The following is a 16,556-nucleotide window of genomic DNA, read 5'->3' on the forward strand; positions in this document are numbered from 1 at the left end:
AGAAAACATGTCTAAAAAATCAAAAACGAAACATGAAAGTTATTCACCGCTGAAAACAGCCATGATTCACTTCACACATAATAAATTAGCAATGACAGCGCTGATTACATTAATTGCGATATTTGTGATTTCAATGTTATCTCCACTGCTTGCGCCGTACGATCCAAACTTACAAAATTTGGTTTATATTAAGGGGGATATGTCACCAGAACACTGGTTAGGCACAGATGCCGGTGGACGTGATATTTTAAGTCGTCTGCTTTATTCTGGTCGTGTCTCTATGGTCTTTGGGATTGTGACAACTGCCGGAATTTTAATCATCGGTTTGATTGTCGGAATGATTTCAGGTTACTATGGCGGCAAAGTAGATACCATTTTAATGCGTTTTACTGAGTTTGTTATGTTGTTCCCATTCATTCCATTCGCAATCGTATTAAATGCGACATTCAGTGACAAAATCAAAAATCCATATGGCTCAGCATTTATTTTAGCAGCTGTAATCATTACCTTATCATGGGTTGGGATTGCCAGATTAACTCGTGGTAAAGTCATGCAGGAAAAAGAAAATGAATATTTCTTAGCGGCTGTTTCAATTGGAACACCTGTTTATAAAATTATGTTAAAACACTTACTTCCAAATATTTTAAGTGTCATCATTGTACAAGCAACATTATTATTTGCGGTGCAAATCGTGAGAAGCGGATGTATTAAGCAGTAAACCATGGATTTGGATGCCACCAGCGATGATTATTACGATTACAATTTTATGTATCAACTTCGTGGGTGAAGGATTAAAAGATGCTTTGAACCCTAAATCTAAACACTAATCAAAGAGTCGGTCACATTGGCCGGCTTTTTCTTATGAGAACAAGAATCATTTTGCACTTTTATGATAAACCATATATAATGTAATAATGATAAATCGGGGATATAGAAAGGATTTTGCGAAGTGAATGAAGAACAAAGAAAAGCAGGTTCTTTAGACGTCATTGCTCAACGAAATAAAAAAGAAAAAGATTATAGTCAGTACTTCGAAACAGTGTATCAACCTCCTAGTTTAAAAGAAGCCAAAAAACGCGGTAAAGAAGAAGTAAAATATAATCGTGATTTCCAAATAGATGAAAAGTTTAAAGATATGGGTAAAGGCCGTACGTTCTTTATTAAAACATACGGTTGTCAAATGAACGCACATGACACAGAAGTAATGGCAGGTATTTTTGAGGCACTTGGTTATACATTAGCAGACGACATGTTGAAAGCGGATGTTATTTTACTGAATACTTGTGCAATCCGTGAGAATGCGGAGAATAAAGTGTTCAGTGAAATCGGTAATTTAAAACATTTAAAACGTGATCGTCCAGATTGCTTAATCGGCGTTTGCGGTTGTATGTCACAAGAAGAATCAGTTGTAAATAAAATCTTAAAATCATTCCAAAATGTGGACATGATTTTCGGTACGCATAATATTCATAAGTTGCCTGAAATTTTAGAAGAAGCTTATTTATCTAAAGCAATGGTCATTGATGTATGGTCAAAAGAAGGCGATGTTATTGAAAACTTGCCTAAAGTACGTGATGACTATTTCAAAGCTTGGGTCAATATTATGTACGGTTGTGACAAGTTCTGTACATATTGTATTGTTCCGTTTACACGCGGTAAAGAACGTAGCCGTAGACCAGAAGATATTATTGAAGAAGTACGTGATTTAGCACGTCAAGGTTATAAAGAGATTACATTATTAGGACAAAATGTTAACTCATATGGTAAGGACTTACAAGATATTGAATATGGTTTAGGCGATTTATTTGAAGATATCGCTAAAATTGATATTCCACGTGTTCGCTTCACAACAAGTCATCCATGGGACTTCACAGACCACATGATTGAAGTTATTGCCAAAGGCGGCAATATTGTTCCACATATTCATTTACCGGTACAATCTGGTAATGATGCCGTACTTAAAATTATGGGACGCAAATATACACGTGAAAGTTATTTAGATTTAGTAAATCGTATCAAAGCAGCAATTCCAGATGTTGCGTTAACGACAGATATCATTGTCGGTTATCCAAATGAAACTGAAGAACAATTTGAAGAGACTTTATCACTATATGATGAAGTTGAATTCGAACATGCGTATACGTACCTTTATTCACAACGTGATGGTACACCAGCAGCACGTATGAAAGATAACGTGGCAACTGAAGTGAAGAAAGAACGTTTACAACGATTGAATAAAAAAGTCGGTTATTATTCAGAACGTGCCTTAAAAGCATACGAAGGTGAAGTGGTCACTGTATTATGTGAAGGCAGCAGTAAAAAAGATGAAAATGTTTTAGCAGGTTATACTGAGAAAAATAAACTTGTCAATTTCAGAGGACCTAAAGAAGCAATTGGTCAATTAGTGAAAGTGAAAATTGATGAAGCGAAACAATATTCTTTAAACGGTACATTCTTAAATATTGTGGAAGCTGAAGCGGTTGAAGCATAATGTACGATAAAGCAGAGATTATCGCTAAGGCACAAGCACTCAGTGATCAAATAAAAGCTTTAGAAACCGTTAAAGAATATCAAAAAGTTGAACAACAAATACATCGTAATCATCATATCGATGCGTGGATGGCTGATTTGAAACAACGACAAAAGCAATCAGTCAATTTGCAAAACTACGGCAAAATGGAAGCTTTCAAGCGTAGTGAAGCAGAGATTGCGGAGATTCAACAAAAAATCAATGCGTTGCCGATTGTGACAGAATTTCGTGATGCCCAAGCAGATGCGAATGATTTATTGCAGATAATGATTAATACGATGGCTGATCAGTTAAATGCAGCGCACCACAAGCAGTAACTTTAAATTATAAGTGAAAGGGCGTTTTTTATTGTGAATGTAAGAAAGCTTACACTGACTTCAATGTTTATCGCCATTAATGTGGTTTTAAGCAGTTTGATTGTTATCCCTATTGGACCGATTAAAGCAGCACCGATTCAGCATATGATTAATGTGCTATGTGCTGTATTTGTAGGACCGTGGTTTGGATTGGCACAAGCCTTTCTATCTTCTGTAATTAGAATGATGTTCGGCACAGGATCAGCTTTTGCGTTTCCTGGCAGTATGATTGGTGTATTGTTGGCAAGTGCACTTTACCGCTACCGTAAACATTTATTTATGGCAGCTATCGGTGAAGTCATCGGTACAGGATTAATCGGAAGTTTTATGTGTATTCCATTAGCATTCGTACTCGGTTTACAACATTTTGCGATTAAACCTTTAATGGCAGCCTTTATTACTTCAAGTGCTGTCGGTGCTTTTATCAGCTATGTTGTATTAATGATATTATTTAAAAAAGGCAAACTCTCTCGTTGGTTGCCTAAAGATTAATAAATAAGACCCCATTCGTTTCTTAAATGAAGTGAATGGGGTCATTGTTATATCTTCTGGTTTTTATAACTAAATATTGTTTTAGTTATAGAATGAAAATACTAGTAAGCTGTTAGAAGCTCATACATGAAATAACTATATGTGGTCAATTAGTACTATTTTTGATCACGTAACTGGATATACTGATCAATATAGTTTGAAAATGCACCATCTACACCTGCATTCAGCAATGCTTGCATCTCTGGTTGTGTATTTACTGTATATGGATGAACAAGTAAGTCGTGACGATGTGCTTTGTCGACATTTTGTGGTGTCGCATCATGATACTCAGGGCCGACACCTTGTGCATAAGATGAAATAAAGTCTAGTTGTTGATCGGTATAAGCGGATAATTGACCAACATCTGTTAGTTGAATAAGCGGAATATGGTTATTTAAGCGTTGCATTTTGAGTAAGCTTTCTTGTGAGAAGCTTTGAATCACAACTTGTCCGGTTTTTAGTTTTGCAGGAGTTAATAAGCCATGTTGATTCAGTGTTTGAAGTAATTTTTCTTCCATACCTGGATACACATCTGGTGACTTTGTCTCGATATAATAATTAGTATCTTGACCATAACGGTTTAAAATCTCGTCAAGCGTCGGAATTTTTGCGCCTTCATATTCAGGTTTCGCATATTGTGGATTTTCAACGTTAAACCAAGTACCGACATCCATTTGTTTCAGTTGTTCTGTCGTATAATTTTTGACGGGACCATGGAATTTTCCACCAGTTGTACGATCTATCGTTTCATCATGCATCGCGATAAGATTGCCGTCTTTGGTCATCTGTAAATCTAATTCGATGTAGTCTGCGTTAAGTTCATGTTTCGCTTTGTCATATGTGAAGAAAGTATGTTCAGGTGCATAACCACTCGCGCCACGATGTGCAATTGAAACATTTTGATTTAAGATGTTATGCGGATGATTCGACATGTTTTTTGTAGATTGATTATGCGCATTTGAAGCTGGACCGATAGTGTCGGTGCTCGCATAAGTTACCTGGGAAGTTGCGAGAAGTGCAGTAGAAATCATGAGAGTAGAAAAAATAGTTGATTTAATTTTCATATGTATTCATGCTCCTTTGTTTAAGATATTTTCATGATAGCTTAAGATTTAAGGAGAATTGCACATATTTACTATAAGTTTATAAAAGTTAACTATAGTTTTATGATTTATTATTATTTTTAAAATTAGATTAAAATTACAGTGTAAAGACGATACTCGTTTGTGAGAACATAATTTGTTAAAATAGATGAGTTAAGACAAGTGAAAAGAATATGAATTTCCTATACAATCACTTATAATGATTAAACCTAAAATTAGAAGGAATGATTGAAAATCATGACAAATGTAACGCCGATGATGCAGCAATATTTAAAAATTAAATCACAATATCAAGACTGCTTACTGTTTTTCAGACTAGGCGATTTTTATGAAATGTTTTATGAAGATGCTAAAGTCGCATCGAAAGTGTTAGAAATCACGTTGACGAAGCGTGATGCGAAAAAAGAAAATCCGATACCCATGTGCGGGGTGCCGTATCATTCAGCAGAAAGCTATATTGAAACATTAATCGATAACGGCTATAAAGTGGCTATTTGTGAACAAATGGAAGATCCGAAGGTCACAAAAGGCATGGTACGCCGTGAAGTCATCCGCGTCGTTACACCTGGTACGATTATGAACCAGGGCGGTGTTGATGAGAAACAAAACAACTATATTTTAAGCTTCGTCAGAGAAAATGGTGACATTGCGTTAAGTTATTGCGATGTTTCTACTGGTGAATTAAAAGTTACACACTTTAAAGATGAAAGTATGTTGCTGAATGAAATCACAACGATTAATCCAAATGAAATTGTGACAGCAGAAACAGTAGAAGAAAACTTAAAACAACAAATGTCGCTTGCGACTGAAACGTTGACTGTTGTAGATGATATCACGAATCAAGACTATCCAGTGAATCAAGTAGAAGATGACTTGATGCATCGTGCTGTACAAGTCTTATTAGATTATATTCATCACACACAAAAACGAAACTTAGATCATATTGAAGATGTCAAAGTGTACGAAGCAGTAGACTTTATGAAAATGGATTATTATGCGAAACGTAATTTAGAGTTAACAGAAAGTATCCGTTTGAAGTCTAAAAAAGGTACTTTATTATGGTTGATGGATGAAACGAAAACTCCGATGGGAGCACGTCGTTTAAAACAATGGATAGATCGGCCATTAATTTATAAACAAGCTATTAATGAACGTTTAGATGCAGTGTCTCAATTGATAGACCGCTTCATCGAACGTGATACACTCCGTAGTTACTTAAACCAAGTCTATGATATTGAACGCCTTGTAGGACGTGTCAGTTATGGTAACGTCAATGCACGTGATTTAATCCAATTGAAGCACTCTATATCTGAAATTCCGAATATCAAAGCTTTACTAGATGAATTTGACCAACAGCTGCCAGAACAATTCAGACAGCTAGAACCTTTAGATGATTTACTCGATTTATTAGAACAAAGTATCGTGGAAGAGCCTCCGATTTCTGTAAAAGATGGTGGTTTATTTAAACAAGGCTTCAATGAACAGCTTGATGAATATTTAGAAGCGTCAATTAATGGGAAACAATGGCTTGCGCAACTTCAAGCAAAAGAACGAGAACGCACTGGCATTCGCTCATTAAAAATCAGCTTCAATAAAGTATTCGGTTACTTTATCGAAATTACGCGTGCGAATCTAAAAGACTTTGAACCTGCTGATTATGGCTATACACGTAAACAAACTTTATCGAATGCGGAACGTTTTATTACTGACGAATTAAAAGAAAAAGAAGATTTGATTTTAGGCGCAGAAGATAAAGCTGTTGAATTAGAGTACCAGTTATTTGTGAAATTGAGAGAAGCAGTTAAAACTTATACTGAACGTCTTCAAAAACAAGCAAAATTAATTTCAGAAATTGACTGTCTTCAAAGTTTTGCGGAAATCGCGCAAAAATATAACTACGTCAGACCTGAGTTCAGTGAAGATAAAACATTGAACTTAGTCGATTCACGCCATCCAGTGGTAGAACGTGTGATGGATTATAATGATTATGTACCTAATGATTGTTACTTAGATGATGAACAATTTATTTACTTAATTACTGGACCGAATATGTCAGGTAAATCAACATACATGCGTCAAATTGCGATTATTAGTATTATGGCGCAAATGGGGGCATATGTTCCATGTGGTGAAGCGGTCTTACCGATTTTTGACCAAATCTTTACGCGTATCGGTGCAGCGGATGATTTAGTTTCAGGTAAAAGTACGTTCATGGTAGAAATGTTAGAAGCACAAAAAGCCTTAACTTATGCGACTGAAGACAGCTTGATTATCTTCGATGAAATCGGTCGTGGTACTTCTACATTTGATGGTTTAGCACTCGCTCAAGCCATGATTGAATATGTAGCACAAACGTCTCATGCGAAGACTTTATTCTCTACTCACTACCACGAGCTGACAACATTAGATCAATCGTTACCATGTCTTAAAAATGTACATGTCGCAGCAAATGAATATCAAGGCGAATTGATCTTCCTGCATAAAGTTAAAGAGGGTGCAGTAGATGACAGTTATGGTATTCAAGTTGCGAAATTAGCAGACTTACCTGATGAAGTGATTGACCGTGCACAAGTGATTTTAGATGCCTTTGAAGCAAAAGATAAACCACAGCCGCATATTCCGACGAATGAAACATCAGAAATGCAGGTGGCTGAAAGCAAAGAAGAAACAAAACAGTCTAAAGGAAATGAAGCAGAGTTCTTCCAAGGTACCTTTGACTTATTTGATAGTGCACCGAAAGAAAGTGCGATAGAAGCGGAATTGAAGCAACTTAATATTTCTAATATGACACCGCTTGAAGCATTGATTAAATTAAATGAATTACAAAATCAATTAAAATAGAGGTGACGAATCATGGGCAAAATTAAAGAATTACAAACTTCACTCGCTAATAAAATTGCGGCGGGTGAGGTCGTAGAACGTCCTGGATCAGTCGTCAAAGAATTACTCGAAAATGCCCTTGATGCACAAGCAAGTGAAATTAATATAGAAGTTAAACAGTCTGGCATTGAATCTATTCGTGTTGTAGATAATGGAACAGGTATAGAGGAAGATGACTTGAAGTTAGTCTTTCATCGTCATGCGACGAGTAAGTTAAGTGAAGATAACGACTTATTCCATATAAGAACATTAGGCTTTCGTGGTGAAGCCTTGGCCAGTATTTCTTCTGTAGCAAAAGTGACATTAAAAACATGTACAGACGGACAAAACGGTCATGAAATTTATGCAGAAGATGGCGCAATTTTAAACCAAAAGCCGGCGAAAGCGAAACAAGGGACAGATATTTTAGTAGAATCCTTGTTTTATAATACGCCAGCACGTTTGAAATATGTGAAGAGCTTGTATACAGAATTAGGCAAGATTACAGATATCGTCAACCGTATGGCCATGAGTCATCCAGATGTGCGTTTCACTTTAGTTTCAGATGGTAAAGTGCTGATTAAAACAAATGGTTCTGGACGTACGAATGAAGTGATGGCAGAAATATACGGTATGAAAGTGGCTAAAGATTTAGTACATATTACAGGTGATACGAGTGATTACCACCTAGAAGGTTATGTCGCTAAACCAGAACATTCACGTAGTAACCGTCACTATATTTCTATTTTTATCAATGGACGTTATATTAAGAATTTCATTTTAAATAAAGCCATTTTAGAAGGGTATCATACGTTGCTGACAATCGGCCGTTATCCTATTTGTTATATCAATATTGAAATGGATCCAATTTTAGTGGACGTCAATGTGCATCCTACAAAATTAGAAGTCAGACTTTCTAAAGAAGAACAGTTATATGATTTAATTGTAGAAAAAATTAGAGATGCGTTTAAAGATAAAATCTTAATTCCACACAATGATGAAAATAAATTGTATAAAAAGAATAAAGTGTTGGAATCATTTGAACAACAGAAATTAGATTTTGAAAAAAGAAACCAGCAACAATCTACTCAAACTTCGAATGATTTACCTACTACTGAATCAGAGCCAGAAGTTTCCAATGAACAGGTCTCTGAAAAGAATACATCAGCTTCAGATTATCAAGCGTATCAAGAGATGCAAAAAGCAATGTTGTCTGATTTAGAAGAAAAAGATAATCAATCTGATAATGACGATGCATTATTAAATGAAAATGAAGCTACAACACATACACCAGAAGAAGCAGCGTATGATGCGCAACCAACGCCAGATGTTCGTGAAACACAAAATGCGCAACCTAAACATCGTGTGCCTTACATGGAAGTAGTTGGCCAAGTTCATGGGACATATATTATTGCGCAAAATGAGACTGGCATGTTTATGATTGACCAGCATGCAGCACAAGAACGCATTAAATATGAGTATTTCCGTGAGAAAATTGGAGAAGTAACGAATGAAGTTCAGAATTTATTAATACCGTTAACGTTCCATTTTTCAAAAGATGAACAAATGATTATTGATGAGTTCAAGGATGAATTAGATAAAGTAGGGGTACATTTAGAACCGTTCGGTGCGCATGACTATATCGTGAATAGTTATCCTGTCTGGTTCCCTAAAGCAGAGGCAGAAGAGATTATTCAAGATATGGTAGAGTATGTGTTAGAACATAAAAAAGTAGAGATTAAGAAGATTAGAGAAGAAGCGGCCATCATGATGAGCTGTAAAAAATCTATTAAAGCCAATCATTATTTACGAAATCATGAAATGGCGGACTTAATTGATCAGTTGAGAGAAATGGAAGACCCATTTACTTGTCCGCATGGTCGTCCGATTATCATCAGTTTTTCAAATTATGAAATGGAGCGTTTATTCAAACGTATCCAGTAAAGGAGATATGAGCTTGAAACCACACATTTTACCTGCAATCCGTGAAATGCGCGATTTAGAAAAATTGGTGAAAACGGATTATCCTACTTGCGTGTTATTGGATGCGCATATCGGTCATTTACAAAGTATTACCGATTTATTGAAACAACATCGCATGGAAATGTATATTCATGTGGATTTAACAAGAGGTATTGCGCACGATGAGTTCGGTTGTGAGTATTTAATTCAAAAATTCAAGCCGAAAGGCATTGTGTCGACGAAACCTAAAGTGATTAAAAAAGCAAAGACATTAAAAGTAACGACAATTTTACGTGTCTTTATTATTGATAGTCATGCGCTTAAACGTAGTATTGCTTTAATCCAACAAGTAAAGCCGGATTTTGTGGAAGTATTACCTGGAGTCGCAAGCAAGGTAATACAGAAAATCTATGATGAAACAAAGACACCTGTTATTGCTGGTGGGCTGATTGATTTAGAAGAAGAAGTACAAGAAGCCGTAACAAGTGGTGCGGAATATGTTACAACGAGCAATAAAACATTATGGTAAATTTTTAGAACGTAATTTTGTGAAATTGTGAATAATTATTGACAACGCTTTCATAAAAAGATATTCTGTTAATAAGTTAATATAAATATTGATAGAGATAGGAGACTTCTACATTGTATTCAATTATGTAGGAGTCTTTTTGTCTTTTTTTAAGGAGTGAATTAAGATGAGTCCATATTTTGCGGAATTTCTAGGGACAGCCATTCTGATTTTATTTGGGGGCGGCGTGGTTGCCAATTTGAACTTAGCAAAATCAAAAGGTTTAGGCAGTGATTGGATTAATATTTCGCTTGGTTGGGGGCTTGCGGTAACACTAGGTGTTTATGCAGTCGGAACTTTTTCAGGTGCACATTTAAATCCAGCTGTGACAGTTGCTTTTGCGATGGATGGCGGTATTGAATGGTACAAAGTGCCAGGTTATATCATCTGTCAAATGCTCGGCGGTATTGTCGGAGGCTTTTTAGTTTGGTTAATGTATTTACCGCACTGGAAAGTGACTGAAGATCAAGGTGCAAAATTAGCAGTGTTTTGTACAGCACCAGGTATCAAAAATTACTATGCTAACTTTTTCAGTGAAATTATCGGTACAGCAGCATTAACATTAGGCTTATTATTTATTGGTATTAATAAGTTCACTGAAGGCTTAAATCCGATTATTGTCGGTGGTTTGATTGTGGCAATTGGTTTAAGTTTAGGTGGCCCGACAGGTTATGCGATTAATCCAGCGCGTGATTTAGGTCCGCGTATTGCGCACGCATTATTACCGATTGCAGGTAAAGGTAATTCAAATTGGTCTTATGCGATTGTGCCTGTGCTAGGTCCAATTGCAGGTGGTATGTTAGGTGCTTGTATTTACCGCGCAGCTTATAAAGAAATATTTGATGCATTATCTGTTGTGGCAATTTTATTAACTGCAGCAACTTTAATTTTAGGTGTTGTGTTAAATAAAATCGATAAGAAAGACATTGGTACGATTTACTAATCAAAGTGTTTACAGGCTTAGATAATTCGGGGAACAGTTAAAACATTAATAACATGTTAAAATCAGGGTTAAGGAGTGGCTTACTATGGAAAGATATATTATGTCAATAGACCAAGGTACTACAAGCACACGTGCAATATTATTCAATAAAGAAGGAGAAATTGTCTCAACAGCACAACGTGAATTCACACAACACTTCCCACATTTAGGTTGGGTGGAACATGATGCGAATGAAATTTGGACATCCGTGTTGTCTGTCATTGCGACAGTGTTGAATGACGATAATATTTATCCGCATCAAATCAGCGGTATCGGTATTACAAACCAAAGGGAAACAACTATCATTTGGGATAAACATACTGGTCGTCCGATTTATAATGCGATTGTGTGGCAATCTCGCCAAACACAAGATATTGTACAATCATTACGTGATCAAGGTTATGAAGATACATTCCGTGAGAAAACAGGTTTAGTTCTTGATCCATATTTCTCTGGTACTAAAATCAAATGGATTTTAGACAATGTGGAAGGCGCAAGAGAAAAAGCTGAAAACGGTGATTTATTATTCGGTACAGTAGATTCATGGATTGTCTGGAAATTATCAGGGGGCGCTGCGCATGTGACGGATTATACGAATGCCAGCCGTACATTAATTTACAATATTCATGACTTAAAATGGGATGATGAATTATTAGAAATTCTAGATATTCCAAAACAAATGTTGCCGGAAGTTCATGAATCAAGTGAGATTTATGCGAAAACAAAAGATTATCATTTCTTCGGACAAGAAGTACCGATTGCGGGAATCGCAGGGGATCAGCAAGCAGCCTTATTCGGACAAGCATGCTTCGAACGTGGTGAAGTGAAAAACACGTACGGTACAGGTGGATTCATGTTAATGAACACTGGTAAAGAAGCGATTCAATCTGATAACGGTTTATTAACAACAATCGCATTCGGCTTAGATGGCGAAGTGAATTATGCATTAGAAGGTTCTATTTTCGTCTCTGGTTCAGCTATTCAATGGTTGCGAGATGGTTTACGTATGATTAACTCAGCACCTGAATCTGAAAACTATGCGAACCGTATTGAATCAAGTGATGGCGTTTATGTGGTGCCTGCATTTGTTGGACTCGGTACACCATATTGGGATGCGAATGCGCGTGGTGCAGTATTTGGTATTACACGTGCGACTGAGAAAGAACACTTTATCAGAGCAACGTTAGAATCTATTTGTTACCAAACACGTGATGTGGTTGAAGCGATGATTCAAGACTCAGGTATTGAAGTGAAGAATATCCGTGTAGATGGTGGTGCTGTTAAGAACAACTTCTTAATGCAATTCCAAGCAGATATTCAAAATATTACAGTAGAACGTCCTGAAATCAATGAAACGACTGCGTTAGGTGCTGCTTATCTTGCAGGACTTGCGGTAGGTTTCTGGGATAGTAAAGCAGAAATTGCGAACCGTTGGAAATTAGATCAAGCTTTCGAGCCTGAAATGGATGAAAAAGAAAGAGAAAAATTATATAAAGGTTGGAAAAAAGCTGTAGAAGCAACACAAGTCTTCAAGCTAGACGACTAATTAGACGACTGATTTCTAACTATGTTATACTAAAGACAAGTTAATATCTATGACTCGAGAATGAGAGAACTGTTCACACCATTTTTAATGTATGGGATAGGTCTCTCATTTTTTAATTTATTTTGCGTTAAATTCGCATCTCGACTTGTCTCATGCATTCATAACAGAATATTTTAGGAGGCGTTGTTCAATGAGTTTATCAACATTAAACAGAGATGTAATTAAAGGAAGATTGAAAGAGGAAGACTATGATGTAGTTATCATCGGCGGTGGTATTACAGGTGCCGGCATTGCGTTAGATGCGGCAGACCGCGGTATGAAAGTGGCATTAGTAGAAATGCAAGACTTTGCGCAAGGAACAAGTTCTCGTTCTACTAAATTAGTTCATGGCGGTTTACGCTACTTAAAACAATTTCAAGTCGGGGTTGTAGCAGAAACTGGACGTGAACGTGCGATTGTTTATGAAAATGGTCCGCATGTAACAACACCGGAATGGATGTTGTTACCGATGCATAAAGGCGGTACATTCGGTAAATTTACAACTTCTATCGGTTTAGCGATGTATGACCGTTTAGCAGGGGTTAAAAAATCAGAACGCAAGAAAATGTTGAACAAAAAAGAAACATTAGAAAAAGAACCATTAGTTAAAAAGAAAGGCCTAAAAGGCGGCGGTTACTATGTAGAATATCGTACAGATGATGCACGTTTAACAATTGAAGTCATGAAACGTGCAGCGGAAAAAGGTGCAGATATTCTTAACTATACGAAATCAATGAATTTCACATACAATGACAACGAAAAAGTGAATGGCATTCAAGTGACTGACATGTTGACGGATGAAGCTTATACCATTCACGCTAAAAAAGTTATTAATGCTAGTGGCCCATGGGTAGATGAAGTCAGAGGCGCTGATTATTCTAGCAACAATAAACAATTACGCTTAACTAAAGGTGTGCATATTGTTATCGATCAATCTAAATTCCCGTTACAACAAGCGGTTTATTTCGATACAAAATCAGATGGCAGAATGATCTTTGCGATTCCTCGTGAAGGTAAAGCGTATATCGGCACAACTGACACATTCTATAACAATGACAAAGCGTCACCACTACCAACACAAGAAGACCGTGATTACCTAGTCGATGCAGTGAACTATATGTTCCCAGGATTAGATATAACAGATAAAGATATCGAATCATCTTGGGCAGGTATCAGACCATTGATTTTAGAAGAAGGTAAAGACCCATCTGAAATTTCACGTAAAGATGAAATCTGGGAAGGTAAATCTGGCCTATTAACAATTGCGGGCGGTAAATTAACAGGTTATCGTCATATGGCAAAAGGCATTGTGGACTTATTAGCAAAACGTTTACAACAAGACTTTGGTAAGAAATTCGGTCCATGCGAAACAAAACATCTGACAATTTCAGGCGGAGATGTCGGCGGCAGTGCGAATTTCGATCACTTTGTAGAAGAAAAAGTAGCTGAAGCTAAGAAATATCAAATTGACGCAAAAACTGCTGAAGATATTGCACAACGTTATGGTTCAAACGCAGATGAAATCTATAAAATTGCGCATACGGCACAATATCAAAACTCAGGATTGCCATTAGAAATCTATGCTGAATTGGTATATGGTATTCAAAATGAAATGGTTTATAAACCAACAGATTTCTTAATCCGCAGAACAGGTATGTTGTACTTCGATATTGAAGATGTCTTGAAATATAAAGAAGCGGTTGTAGATGTATTAGCACAACTATTAAACTATGACGAAATTCAACGTTCATTGTATACAGAAGAATTAGAAGAAGCGATTAATGAAGCAAGAACTGCGAATAATCAACCTGCTGAATAAAGCAAAATAGAGTATCAAAATGAGTTGGGACGAAGTTCCAGCTCATTTTTGTTATCCTATTATTAAAGAGTGCAGTTTTTTTACTATTTAGGTAAATGAAAGCCTATTTCAAGAATTTGGGGTCTGTTTTATAATAGAAGGGTAAGACATCTAGTGAAGGCATCTTAGAATAATAAAAAGTTAGACGGGAGTGTAGTCAATGTGTCCTAACACATTTAAGGTAACAGTTGAAGATGGTACAAATATTGAAGTTAAATTAGATAAAGCGAATAAAACACGAATTGGTATTGTACATATTTTTCATGGTATGGCTGAACATATGGGACGTTATGATACATTTGTCGAATCGCTCAACCAACAAGGCTATGATGTGATTCGTCACAATCATCGAGGTCATGGTAAGGATATAGACGAAAGCACAAGAGGGCATTATGACAGTATTGAAAATGTTGCGGCGGATGCTTATGAAATTGCGCAAACGTTATATCCAGAAAGAGATGAACTGCCTTATATTGTGCTCGGCCATTCAATGGGATCGATTATTGCACGTAAATATGTTGAAATGTATCCTGATATGTCGCAAGGTTTGATTTTGACAGGTACAGGATTGTTCCCGAAATTAAAAGGGAAGATTTTAGCATTGTTAATGAAAATAATCACGATTGTATTTGGCAAACGCAGAAGACTCAGATGGGTCAACCGTCTAGCTTTCAGACCATTCAATCGAGGAATTCAAAACGTGCAAACTGAGAATGATTGGTTATCAACACAAAGAGAGGAAGTTGATAGATATTGTTCTGATCAGTATTGCGGATTCTTAGTCTCAAATCAGATTATTTATGAAACGCTGAATGAAATGATGAAAACCAGCACACCAAAAGAAATCAAAAAGATGAATGCAGATTTACCAGTCTTATTAATTTCTGGTAAAGATGATGCATTTGGAGACTATGGCAAAGGTATTCGCAGACTGGGTGTGGCAATGAAGAAAAATGGTGTAAAACACATTACGGTACAACTTTATCGTAATAAGCGACATGAAATTCTGTTTGAAGAAGACTATCATCAAACATGGAATAACATGTATGACTGGATTAAGAAAAATATCCTTAACAAATATAAGCAGGGGGATTAATATGATCAACAATATAAAGCCCTTACTCGTTGTCATTGTAGGACCAACAGCGGTAGGGAAAACTGAATTAAGCATTGAACTTGCGAAAAAAGTTGATGGTGAAATTATCAGCGGTGATTCAATGCAGGTTTATAAAGGCATGGACATTGGGACAGCTAAAGCTACGCCTGAAGAGATGCAAAATATCCCTCATTATCTTATTGATATTTTAAATCCAGATGAATCATTTTCAGCATATGACTTCAAAGTTCGTGCTGAAGCATTAATTAAAGACATCACAGCGCGCGGTAAAGTTCCAATTATCGCTGGAGGTACGGGTCTTTATATTCAATCACTAATTTATAACTATCCATTTGATAAAGAAGAAGTTTCTGAAGAAACAGCACGTGCTGTACGTGAAAAGCTGGAGGAATTAGAAAGCTTGTCTAATGAAGCGTTACATCAATATCTCGCAAGCTTTGATGCGGAGTCTGCAGCGGATATTCACCCGAATAACCGTAAAAGAGTGTTGAGAGCGGTTGAATATTACTTAAAAACGAAAAAAAAATTAAGTAATCGCAAAAAAGTTCAACAATATACAGAAAATTATGATACATTATTAATAGGGGTAGAAACGTCGCGTGAAACTATGTATCAACGAATAAATAATCGTGTTGATCATATGATGAAAGCGGGTTTAATTAATGAAGTAGAGCAACTGCAGAGACAGGGTTTTACAAATTGTCAGAGCATGCAAGCAATAGGATATAAAGAGTTGATTCCTGCTATTGATCAAGACATTTCGATTGAACAAGCAGTTGACAAGTTAAAACAACACTCAAGAAATTACGCAAAACGTCAAATGACTTGGTTCAAAAATAAAATGAATGTGCAATGGTTTGATAGAGAGCAACAGCCACTTCCATTGATTCTAGATGACATTACTGCCCACATAAATAAAAAAAGGAGAGAATGCAATCATGAATGATAAAAGCATCCAAGAGAATTTTCTACAAGGTTTTAAAGACAGCAAAGAGGAGTTAACTGTTTTCTTATTAAACGGTTTCCAAATGAAAGGAACAATTGTAGAATTCGATGACACCGTTGTGAACTTATTCTCACAAGGCAAAAATCATGGTTGTAACCA

General features: G+C 36.3%; 13 protein-coding genes and 1 pseudogene. 13 read left to right on the forward strand and 1 reads right to left on the reverse strand.

The window, feature by feature from the left end; translation table 11 throughout:
• Positions 1 to 7 precede the first annotated feature (7 nt).
• The 4 genes and pseudogenes from HMPREF2603_RS05240 to thiW all read left to right on the forward strand — a co-directional run bounded on the left by HMPREF2603_RS05240 (position 8) and on the right by thiW (position 3,378).
• A pseudogene (locus HMPREF2603_RS05240) lies at positions 8 to 827 on the forward strand (ABC transporter permease).
• A 122-nt stretch (positions 828 to 949) separates the two neighbouring features.
• Entirely contained in the window at positions 950 to 2,491 is a 1,542-nt protein-coding gene (gene miaB / locus HMPREF2603_RS05245; protein WP_002480746.1) for a tRNA (N6-isopentenyl adenosine(37)-C2)-methylthiotransferase MiaB, read from the forward strand.
• Positions 2,491 to 2,847: a YlbF/YmcA family competence regulator gene (locus tag HMPREF2603_RS05250; protein ID WP_060803529.1), complete on the forward strand. Its 357-nt coding sequence runs from the start codon at positions 2,491 to 2,493 to the stop codon at positions 2,845 to 2,847. Before miaB ends, HMPREF2603_RS05250 begins: the two co-directional genes overlap by 1 nt.
• A gap of 33 nt (positions 2,848 to 2,880) precedes the next feature.
• On the forward strand, positions 2,881 to 3,378 hold the full coding sequence (gene thiW / locus HMPREF2603_RS05255; protein ID WP_002480748.1) for an energy coupling factor transporter S component ThiW: 498 nt from the start codon (positions 2,881 to 2,883) through the stop codon (positions 3,376 to 3,378).
• Positions 3,379 to 3,533: 155 nt separating this feature from the next.
• On the opposite strand, the gene HMPREF2603_RS05260 is transcribed toward thiW, so the two are convergent.
• Complete coding sequence (locus HMPREF2603_RS05260) at positions 3,534 to 4,481, reverse strand: glycerophosphodiester phosphodiesterase (RefSeq protein ID WP_060803530.1); 948 nt, start codon at positions 4,479 to 4,481, stop codon at positions 3,534 to 3,536.
• Between the two features lie 276 nt (positions 4,482 to 4,757).
• Between HMPREF2603_RS05260 and mutS the strand changes: the two genes are divergently transcribed.
• The 9 genes from mutS to HMPREF2603_RS05305 form a co-directional block, all read left to right on the forward strand.
• The gene (gene mutS, locus HMPREF2603_RS05265) at positions 4,758 to 7,361 is read left to right on the forward strand and encodes a DNA mismatch repair protein MutS (protein ID WP_070463242.1); all 2,604 of its coding nucleotides are present in this window, start codon (positions 4,758 to 4,760) and stop codon (positions 7,359 to 7,361) included.
• Positions 7,362 to 7,373: 12 nt separating this feature from the next.
• Positions 7,374 to 9,323 carry a DNA mismatch repair endonuclease MutL gene (gene mutL / locus HMPREF2603_RS05270; RefSeq protein ID WP_060803531.1) on the forward strand — a complete coding sequence of 650 codons (1,950 nt, stop codon included), beginning with the start codon at positions 7,374 to 7,376 and terminating at the stop codon, positions 9,321 to 9,323.
• Positions 9,324 to 9,336: 13 nt separating this feature from the next.
• Positions 9,337 to 9,870: a glycerol-3-phosphate responsive antiterminator gene (locus tag HMPREF2603_RS05275; protein WP_023015659.1), complete on the forward strand. Its 534-nt coding sequence runs from the start codon at positions 9,337 to 9,339 to the stop codon at positions 9,868 to 9,870.
• A 166-nt stretch (positions 9,871 to 10,036) separates the two neighbouring features.
• Complete coding sequence (locus HMPREF2603_RS05280) at positions 10,037 to 10,852, forward strand: MIP/aquaporin family protein (protein WP_060803532.1); 816 nt, start codon at positions 10,037 to 10,039, stop codon at positions 10,850 to 10,852.
• Between the two features lie 85 nt (positions 10,853 to 10,937).
• On the forward strand, positions 10,938 to 12,437 hold the full coding sequence (glpK, locus tag HMPREF2603_RS05285) for a glycerol kinase GlpK (protein ID WP_002480754.1): 1,500 nt from the start codon (positions 10,938 to 10,940) through the stop codon (positions 12,435 to 12,437).
• 190 nt (positions 12,438 to 12,627) lie between these two features.
• Positions 12,628 to 14,295 (forward strand): glycerol-3-phosphate dehydrogenase/oxidase, encoded by a 1,668-nt coding sequence (locus HMPREF2603_RS05290; protein WP_060803533.1) that lies wholly within the window; start codon positions 12,628 to 12,630, stop codon positions 14,293 to 14,295.
• Between the two features lie 199 nt (positions 14,296 to 14,494).
• Positions 14,495 to 15,430: an alpha/beta hydrolase gene (locus HMPREF2603_RS05295; protein WP_023015658.1), complete on the forward strand. Its 936-nt coding sequence runs from the start codon at positions 14,495 to 14,497 to the stop codon at positions 15,428 to 15,430.
• 1 nt (position 15,431) lies between these two features.
• On the forward strand, positions 15,432 to 16,397 hold the full coding sequence (gene miaA / locus HMPREF2603_RS05300; protein ID WP_070501980.1) for a tRNA (adenosine(37)-N6)-dimethylallyltransferase MiaA: 966 nt from the start codon (positions 15,432 to 15,434) through the stop codon (positions 16,395 to 16,397).
• Positions 16,390 to 16,556, forward strand: a 167-nt coding sequence (locus HMPREF2603_RS05305) for an RNA chaperone Hfq (RefSeq protein ID WP_070501981.1), incomplete at its 3' end; no start/stop codon positions are given. The genes miaA and HMPREF2603_RS05305, both read left to right, overlap by 8 nt.

The sequence above is a fragment of the Staphylococcus sp. HMSC055C03 genome (assembly GCF_001809385.1).
GTDB lineage: Bacteria > Bacillota > Bacilli > Staphylococcales > Staphylococcaceae > Staphylococcus > Staphylococcus simulans.

Coding starts and splice junctions, on each gene's coding strand:
- HMPREF2603_RS05250 (WP_060803529.1), top strand. CDS start 2,491: ATGTACGATAAAGCAGAGATTATCGCTAAGGCACAAGCACTCAGTGAT.
- HMPREF2603_RS05260 (WP_060803530.1), bottom strand. CDS start 4,481: ATGAAAATTAAATCAACTATTTTTTCTACTCTCATGATTTCTACTGCA.
- mutS (WP_070463242.1), top strand. CDS start 4,758: ATGACAAATGTAACGCCGATGATGCAGCAATATTTAAAAATTAAATCA.
- mutL (WP_060803531.1), top strand. CDS start 7,374: ATGGGCAAAATTAAAGAATTACAAACTTCACTCGCTAATAAAATTGCG.
- HMPREF2603_RS05280 (WP_060803532.1), top strand. CDS start 10,037: ATGAGTCCATATTTTGCGGAATTTCTAGGGACAGCCATTCTGATTTTA.
- glpK (WP_002480754.1), top strand. CDS start 10,938: ATGGAAAGATATATTATGTCAATAGACCAAGGTACTACAAGCACACGT.
- HMPREF2603_RS05290 (WP_060803533.1), top strand. CDS start 12,628: ATGAGTTTATCAACATTAAACAGAGATGTAATTAAAGGAAGATTGAAA.
- HMPREF2603_RS05295 (WP_023015658.1), top strand. CDS start 14,495: ATGTGTCCTAACACATTTAAGGTAACAGTTGAAGATGGTACAAATATT.
- miaA (WP_070501980.1), top strand. CDS start 15,432: ATGATCAACAATATAAAGCCCTTACTCGTTGTCATTGTAGGACCAACA.